This window comes from Synechococcus sp. H55.2, from assembly GCF_047462495.1.
GTDB lineage: Bacteria > Cyanobacteriota > Cyanobacteriia > Thermostichales > Thermostichaceae > Thermostichus.
In genome coordinates, this window is record NZ_JANSJH010000119.1 from 1 (window position 1) to 7,208 (window position 7,208).

Annotated in this window: 8 protein-coding genes; 3 read left to right on the plus strand and 5 right to left on the minus strand. The window is 60.7% G+C overall.

Annotated features, from left to right (window positions below):
* Positions 1-693: 693 nt before the first annotated feature.
* From NW844_RS11575 to NW844_RS11595, 5 genes are all read right to left on the minus strand, one after another.
* Positions 694-1,434: a DUF1995 family protein gene (locus NW844_RS11575; RefSeq protein WP_414335814.1), complete on the minus strand. Its 741-nt coding sequence runs from the start codon at positions 1,432-1,434 to the stop codon at positions 694-696.
* A 47-nt stretch (positions 1,435-1,481) separates the two neighbouring features.
* Positions 1,482-1,946: a GUN4 domain-containing protein gene (locus NW844_RS11580; protein ID WP_414335816.1), complete on the minus strand. Its 465-nt coding sequence runs from the start codon at positions 1,944-1,946 to the stop codon at positions 1,482-1,484.
* A gap of 50 nt (positions 1,947-1,996) precedes the next feature.
* A complete protein-coding gene (locus NW844_RS11585) occupies positions 1,997-2,554 on the minus strand; it encodes a hypothetical protein (RefSeq protein ID WP_414335817.1) in 558 nt (185 codons plus the stop codon).
* A 232-nt stretch (positions 2,555-2,786) separates the two neighbouring features.
* Positions 2,787-4,841, minus strand: a complete 2,055-nt coding sequence (locus NW844_RS11590) for a bifunctional metallophosphatase/5'-nucleotidase (protein ID WP_414335819.1) — start codon at positions 4,839-4,841, stop codon at positions 2,787-2,789.
* 107 nt (positions 4,842-4,948) lie between these two features.
* A complete protein-coding gene (locus NW844_RS11595) occupies positions 4,949-5,302 on the minus strand; it encodes an MGMT family protein (protein ID WP_414335821.1) in 354 nt (117 codons plus the stop codon).
* Positions 5,303-5,364: 62 nt separating this feature from the next.
* On the opposite strand from NW844_RS11595, the gene NW844_RS11600 reads away from it, so the two are divergent.
* From NW844_RS11600 to ndk, 3 genes are all read left to right on the plus strand, one after another.
* Positions 5,365-5,877, plus strand: coding sequence for a hypothetical protein (locus NW844_RS11600; protein WP_414335822.1), 513 nt, complete (start codon positions 5,365-5,367; stop codon positions 5,875-5,877).
* 72 nt (positions 5,878-5,949) lie between these two features.
* The gene (locus NW844_RS11605) at positions 5,950-6,609 is read left to right on the plus strand and encodes a HupE/UreJ family protein (protein ID WP_414335824.1); all 660 of its coding nucleotides are present in this window, start codon (positions 5,950-5,952) and stop codon (positions 6,607-6,609) included.
* Positions 6,610-6,683: 74 nt separating this feature from the next.
* Positions 6,684-7,133, plus strand: a complete 450-nt coding sequence (gene ndk, locus NW844_RS11610) for a nucleoside-diphosphate kinase (RefSeq protein ID WP_414335826.1) — start codon at positions 6,684-6,686, stop codon at positions 7,131-7,133.
* The last annotated feature ends 75 nt before the right edge of the window (positions 7,134-7,208 follow it).

The following is a 7,208-nucleotide window of genomic DNA, read 5'->3' on the forward strand; positions in this document are numbered from 1 at the left end:
AGACACCTTGAGCTTGCAGGAGATAGTCAGGACTTGGGCCATGTCACGATTATCCGTCGTCCGCATTGCTCCCGCCCCTGACCCTACGGGTACAGGGCGGGGCTCCTGCGGTTTCTAGCTGAAGCAAGGCAGGAGCTTTGGGGTCGTTTCAGAATAGTTTAAGGCGGTTTCCGGTCGCTTCTTGCCGCCACCCTTAGCCCCAACCCCTCTCCTAGAGAGAGAGGAACTCGTCAAGAAGTTGCTTGTCTCTCTCTCAAACGAGCTTCCCCCTCTTCAATAGCCACCGTGCCTTGACCCAAGACTTTCTGAAAAAAGGATCCGAAAAGATGCTTTGTTCGTCCAACTGTGGGATCCACACAACCGACAATCTTGCTTAGGAGATCGTCCTCTACGGATTTAATGTAGGAAAATCAGTTGTCGTGAACGTAGATTTGGTGGGCAACTCTATCTCTAAGTCTCTCTTGATTGACAACAAAAGAGTCTTCGCCTTCAAATTGGATTCCTAACTCATAGGCGATAGCATCGGTCAACGCCCACTCGATAAAAAGGCTAGACAAAGCATCTCCGCAGAGTTTCTGGATCGGAGATGGTTCTGTGTATTTCATCCGCTCCGATAGTAGTTCGGCAGCCGGGAAGGCGGCCAACAATAAAACGTTGTCTTGATACTCTCCCTTTCTTGAAGCTGCGGGTCGATCAGGGGATCCCGCCCAGCCAGCGCCGCCAGCTCCACCAGGGATCCCCTCTCCTGGTGGCCCTAAACAGCTCGGCCACTTCTTCGCCGCTGGGTCGAGCCCTAAAGGTCTGGAGGACGCTGTAGAGGCCGGGCTCTTCCTGCTGCCACAGGCTCCAGGGATCCGGGTAGGCGCGAAACAGGGCTCCTTCCAGCAGCGAGCGCAGGTAGTAACTGGTCTCAAAGGTGCTCAGGAAGCGTTGCCGCAGCCGGCGCCCAGCCAGCCCCACCCCCACTGCGGCGGCATCCTGAAGTTGTGGGTTGAGGAGAACGACGGGCTTGGGATCCCGGCCTTTGGCAGCCAGCCCAGAAGGATCGCCGCCGCTCACCACCTGGCAGACCCGCTCCACCTGATCCAGGCTGTAGACTGCTGGCATTACAAACAGGACGCTCTGGTCTGGTGTAGGCTGCGTGCGGGCAGTCAGGCTTTGCAGTTGCATCCCGTCGGGAAGGGATCCCCACTCCCGCTGGGCCAGGGCTGCTCCGCCGGCATCGCTGAACAACACCAAAGCCGGTGGCGGCAGCAGCTCCAAGAACGGACGGGCTAAGACTTCCGGCTTGATGTCGGGGGCGAGGATCTCGATGAGCAGGCGGCGATACCCCGCCTGGATAGCCAGGCGTGTGGCCTGGATGGCCTGCTCGCAGGCTTGGGCCAGATCGCCGGGCAGGTGGGGAAACTGAGTCAGTTGCAGTTGTTCAGCCACAGTCTCATCCCATCAGATCCATCAGATAACAAGATTGCAACAGACGCTCAGCCGGACAAGTCTTCCCAAGCCCTGTGGGTGAGCAGTTCTTCCAGAACCCGCACCCCCCGCAGTTGGTTGGAAAGGGGCAGGTGACCTTTGGGGGCAGACAGATCCCAGGTGAACTCGTCGGGGTAGCGGGTCCAGTGGTAGCCTTGTTTCCAGCCAATCAGCGGCCAGAGGCGCTCCCAGTTGCGATTCACCCCCAGCCAGAGCTGCCGCTGCACCGAGTAGCCGAAGCGATCCCCGGAGGCCACCCGCCACAGGCGATCGATGGTGCGCAGATCCTCTGCCGGGATCCGGCTCACTTCGGAAAAGTACAGCCAGCCCCGCCGCGCCGCCCCCTCTCCCGCTGCCCGGCACAGCAATTGCAGGCTCAGCCGATCCGCTTCCAGCCAGGCTCCCGCCGCCAGCAACTCCTGGAGAGGCCGATAGTCAATGTCCAGGGCTGAAATCAGAGGGACTGTCACCATTGCCGTTGCAAAAGGTTTCTTTCGAATTCTAGTCCCTGTTGGCGGCCCACTCAGGGTTCAGGAGGATACTTGGGCGGATCCCCAAAGACGATGCGATAGCCAAGATAGGCCACCCCTAGCAACCCCGCCAGGATCCACAAGAAGGCTGAGAAGGGCATGTAGGAAAAAAAGACAACATAGACCCGGCGGCTGAGCCAAGAAAAAATGAGATAGACTGCCGCTAAGAGGCCGATCCCTTGCAAGGTGCGGAAAGCCGGCACCCGTGAGAGCGGCATGCGCTGCCGTGCCACCCAGATGGAGCTAAGGAAATAGTAGGGAGGCACCAGCAGCAGAAACATATCCGCCTGCTTCACCACCGCCTGCCAGCCAGCCGTGTTGGTGGCATAGGCCAAGTAACCGGCCCAGAGGACAAGGCTCACCGCTGCCAAGCCGATGTTCAAGCTGAGCAAAAAAGGCTCTTCCCACTGCCCCGGGATCCAGTGGCAGAGAACCCAAACCAGCCAAGGAGCCGCAAAGAGCAGGATGGCAATCGTCAAGCCGTTGGCGTTGAGCTGGGTGAAAAACGTTTCCAGGGTCATAATGGCGAAGGGAGGGAAAGTCGATTTCACTCGATAGTAGCGTAGTTCCAATCCTTGACCAAAATCCGTCAACACTGACCAAAAAACAACGGTCTCAGGGATCAAGTTTTCCGGACAACCCAAAAGGGATCCCTAAATTACCAGCGATCCTTTCTGATCCACTTGGCAACATCCCTTCCCAAAAGTCCAAGGTCTTGCTCCCGACAAACGCCAACCCCTCCCCCAGCAAGGAGAGGGGCGGCGGGCTCGGCAACAGCCCAGACTAGAGGCCTTGCAGCACCGTATCCTGGCGCACCGAGAGGTTCTGGATGCGGGTATCTTGCGCAGCCGGGGTATCCTCCTGGGTGAACACGCCGATCTGCCGCAAGTAGCGAGCCAGCGCATCCTGCTCGCTGCCGGGGGTGTCAAAAGTGATGCCGGAGCTGGGGGCCAAGTTCACCCGGTTGGGGTTAGACAGGCGCGGGAAGGGATAGTCATCCCCACCGTTGGCCAGGAAGTCCAGCGTCACCAGGCGGAAGGTACGGCGGGGATCCCCTTGCAACTGGCCGTTGCGCACCACCACATCCCGGCCCGTGGGTGTGTCCACCCGCAAAGAGATCACGCGGGATCCCGGTGGTCGCGACGGATCAAAGCTGAAGGCAAAGCCGCCAATCTGCGGGAAGCGGCCCGGCGTGGCCCCTGGCTGGCTTTGCGCCACCCCGTGTTCTATCAATTGTTTCAGCTCCTCGGCGGTGACGGTCACCAGCGACAGGCCGTTGTTAAAGGCCAAGGCAGTTTCGATATCCAGTTGCGAAACTTGGCCTGACTGCTTGCCGGCATCGGGGTTGGCCAGCGGAGGGATCCGCCGCACCGGCTCGCCGCCGCCGCCGCCGGTGGTAGCCCCAATGGGAGCGCGAATGCCACCCCCGTTTTTCAGGGAGATAACCGTGGTGGCATCGACAGTTTTGGCGTAGGCCAAGTTGGCATCAGCCGTGAGGTTGCCCAGGTTGGTTTCCTCGGTGCGCACCTCGGCCCGCAGGCCGTTGAGGAATTGCGTAGTAGAGCCAAAGGTGCGGCCATCCTTGGTGCGGATGATGTTGCCGATCTCGTTGGCCACCCGCACCACGTCGGGGTTGGGAGTGCCGCGCACGGCTGCCACCCCTTGGTCGTCGGTGGCATAGGCGCCGCTTACCGGATCGATGCGGGCAATCACCCCATTGGCGTCGAAGCCGGCCACCAAGCGGCCCACGTAGCGGTAGTTGGCGCCGGTGTTGACCACTGCCACCGGCTGGCCACTGGCTGAGGTGCGCAGGATGGGGTAATCGCCCGTGCGCACATCTTCAGGGCGGAGGCGGTCGGTGGGCTTGGCAATAACACGGTGGGAGCCGCCGGCGATGATGACATCGACATCCCGCAGTTGGCTGGCCAGGGTTACCTCGTTTTGGAGCTGCTGCAGGTGGGCCAGGAGGATGATCTTGTTAATGCCCTGGCCGGTGAGCTGGTTAACGAAATTCTGGATGAGGGCAGCGTTCACCTGGTCGGTGTCGTCCACCCTGCCTTCCACCCTCACCTCAGGGCCGGGACTGGAAATGGCGGCCAAGCGGGTGGTGGTGGCACCCACCAAGCCAATCCGCTGTCCTCCCACCGTGATCACCGCCGTCTTGACGATCTTGCCGCGGATGGAGCTGGCCTCTTGGCCATCGGCAGCAAAGTCAGAGCTGGCCAGTTCGCCGGTGCCGCTGAAGCTGAGGTTGGCGCTCAAGTAGGGAAAGCGGGCGCCCGCGTAGCCGCGGCTGCTGTCGGGTCGGATCAGGTCGCGAATTTGGCGCGTGCCTTGGTCAAATTCATGGTTGCCAAAGGCAGACGCCTCAAAACCGATGGCGTTGATGATTTCAATGTCGGCTTTGCCAGGCGTGCGGTCATACCGACCTCGCAGGGAAGGATCCGTGCTGGCGTTGTAGAAGGGGCTGGGAATGTAGTTGTCGCCACTGGAGAGGATCACGGTGTTGGGAAATTGGGGGCGCAGCGCGTTGATCACCGCCGAGAAGCGGGGGGCATCCTGAACGGCGGCAATGGAAGCTTCCAAGTCGCTGGCGTGCAAAATCTGCAGCGTAAAGGCGGGCGGTTGACTGGAGAGGGTGACATTGGGATCCGAGGCGATAAACCCCGCTCCTCCGCCGGCTGGAGGAACTGAGCTACTGCTGGTACCGCAGGCGCTGGCCAGACCCAGCACCAAACAGCACAGCCCAACCCACAGGGACTTGGCCAGAGGGTTCAGCCAAGCCGGAAGCCCTCCCTCGGCAGGGGCTAACCCTCGAGCGCGACAAGCTGATTTCATGACAGTTCCTTCACTCCATCCACGAGACAAGACGCATCCGCGTTCACGTTACCAGGGCTGGGCGGGAGGTTTCGCTATGGCTTGTTTAAGATTGGGTCAAGCTCAGGTTAAGCTTGCCGCGGATCCCAGCCAAACTGGTGCAAGTCCACCCGGCCCTCGGCGTCGAAGGGGATCCCTTCGGCTTGGAGTAAGACTTTTTGCAGGTCGTCGTAGCCGAGGCGAAAAGGGGAGTAGGAGATGCGCCCTTGGGCGTTGATCACCCGCTGCCAGGGGATGTCGGTTTTTTGGCCTTGCAGGCGAAACAGGGCATAGCCCACCTGGCGAGCATACCCCGGATAGCCGGCAAGCCGCGCCACCTGCCCATAGGTGGCCACTCGCCCCGGCGGGATCCGCCGCACAACTTCATAGAAGCGCTGGTAGAGGCTGATGGATTGGGCCTCGGTGGGGCAAGCCGGTGTCATAGGGATCCCTACCCAAACTCAGGAGACAATGGAGTTGGCTGATAACAAGCGCAGCTCTTCCTATGAGTTATCTCATTGCGGTACTGCCGGATCGCATGGCTGCCGAGGCGGCCTATAGCGCTCTGGAACAAGCCGGCTTCCCTCTGGAGCGATTGCACCTGCTGGGGCGAGGCTACAAAACGGCGGATGAATTTGGGCTCATCGATCCGGCCCAAGCAGCCCACCGCCAGATGCAGCGCCTGGCCATTTGGCTGGTGCCCTTTGGCTTTTTGGCGGGAGTGGGGTTCAGCGTCCTCAGCGGCCTGGATACCTTTGCCTGGGCGGGATCCCTGGGCAACCACCTAATCGGCGGCCTGTTGGGTGCCCTGGGTGGGGCCATGGGCAGCTTTTTTGTGGGGGGAGGAGTAGGCCTGACCAGCGGCTCCGGCGATGCTTTGGCCTACCGCAACCGTCTCAATGCGGGCAAGTACGTGCTCATTTTGGAAGAGGAGAACGAAACCCGCCTGCGCGAGGCAACGCGGATTTTGCGCCAATTTGAGCCGGAGAATCTACAAGGGTACAGCGAGCGCCTTTGAAGACTAGAAAAGAAATGGGTACAGCAAGCTTAGACCCCTTCGCATAGGTTCAATCGTGAGGGAGCAAAAAGCATGTCTTGGCAGTGGCAGCGACCTTTGGCCTTGCCTGCTCAAGTGGGCCGCGGCTGGGCCATCGGCCTGGGGGCAGGGATCGCCTGGCTGGCCTCTTGGCCGGCTCTTGCCCACCACGCTCTGGGCGGGAGATTGCCGGCCACAGGGTGGGAGGGGTTTTTGTCGGGCCTGGCCCATCCGGTGATCGGCCCGGATCACCTGGCCTTTGTGGTGGCCATTGGTCTCATTGCGGCGGGGCAGCCCTGGCGCTATGGGATCCCGCTGGGCTTTGTGCTGGCCGGTCTGGTGGGCACCGGGATCCACCTGGCCGGCTGGGATCCCCTGGGGCTAACCGAGTTGGCCATTGCCTGCTCCATAGTTCTCTTTGGCCTACTGCTGGTTCAATCGCGGCAGATCCCAAGTTGGCTTTTGCTGCTGTGGGGATCCCTGGCGGGGCTATTCCATGGCTATGCCTATGCCGAAGCGATCATCGGTGCCGAACCCATGCCCTGGCTGGGCTATCTGCTGGGGTTGAGCACCGTTCAATATGGGGTAGCGCTCCTTGCCCTCTGGGCGGCTGAAACCTGGGCAGAGAGGATCCCTGGCTTAATCCGCAGTGCCGGCTGGATGATTGCAATAGTGGGGGCTATATTCCTAACGTTGGCGGTGGTGAGCTCCTAGACACCCTTGCACTGGGGATCCCCAATCCGGTACAAGGATAACGGTGAAGATGAGTAACAACAAGGGGAGATCCCATGGAGCGCACCTTTATCGCCATTAAGCCAGACGGCGTGCAGCGGGGTCTGGTGGGCACCATCATCCAGCGCCTGGAAAGCCGGGGCTACCAATTGGTGGGCCTAAAGCTGGTGCAGGTAAGCCAAGAGCTGGCGGAAGCCCACTACGCTGAACACAAGGAGCGCCCCTTCTTCCCCGGTTTGGTGAAGTTCATCACCTCAGGGCCGGTGGTGGCCATGGTCTGGCAGGGCAAAGGGGTGATTGCTGCCGCTCGCAAGCTCATCGGCAAGACCAACCCTTTGGACGCCGAGCCGGGCACCATCCGCGGCGATTTTGGCATTGATATTGGCCGCAACCTCGTCCATGGCTCCGATGGCCCCGAGACCGCCCAACGGGAGATCGCCCTTTGGTTCCAGGAATCCGAGCTGGTAAGCTGGACGCCCGCCACCCAAAGCTGGATTTACGAGTAGGCATGGCCGGTGGCAGCAAAATGGCTCGTCGCGTCGATCCCTAGTTCTCTTCTCCCTTTGAACAGAGGCTAGAGA

Coding starts and splice junctions, on each gene's coding strand:
- NW844_RS11580 (WP_414335816.1), bottom strand. CDS start 1,946: ATGGTGACAGTCCCTCTGATTTCAGCCCTGGACATTGACTATCGGCCT.
- NW844_RS11590 (WP_414335819.1), bottom strand. CDS start 4,841: ATGAAATCAGCTTGTCGCGCTCGAGGGTTAGCCCCTGCCGAGGGAGGG.
- NW844_RS11595 (WP_414335821.1), bottom strand. CDS start 5,302: ATGACACCGGCTTGCCCCACCGAGGCCCAATCCATCAGCCTCTACCAG.
- NW844_RS11600 (WP_414335822.1), top strand. CDS start 5,365: ATGAGTTATCTCATTGCGGTACTGCCGGATCGCATGGCTGCCGAGGCG.
- NW844_RS11605 (WP_414335824.1), top strand. CDS start 5,950: ATGTCTTGGCAGTGGCAGCGACCTTTGGCCTTGCCTGCTCAAGTGGGC.
- ndk (WP_414335826.1), top strand. CDS start 6,684: ATGGAGCGCACCTTTATCGCCATTAAGCCAGACGGCGTGCAGCGGGGT.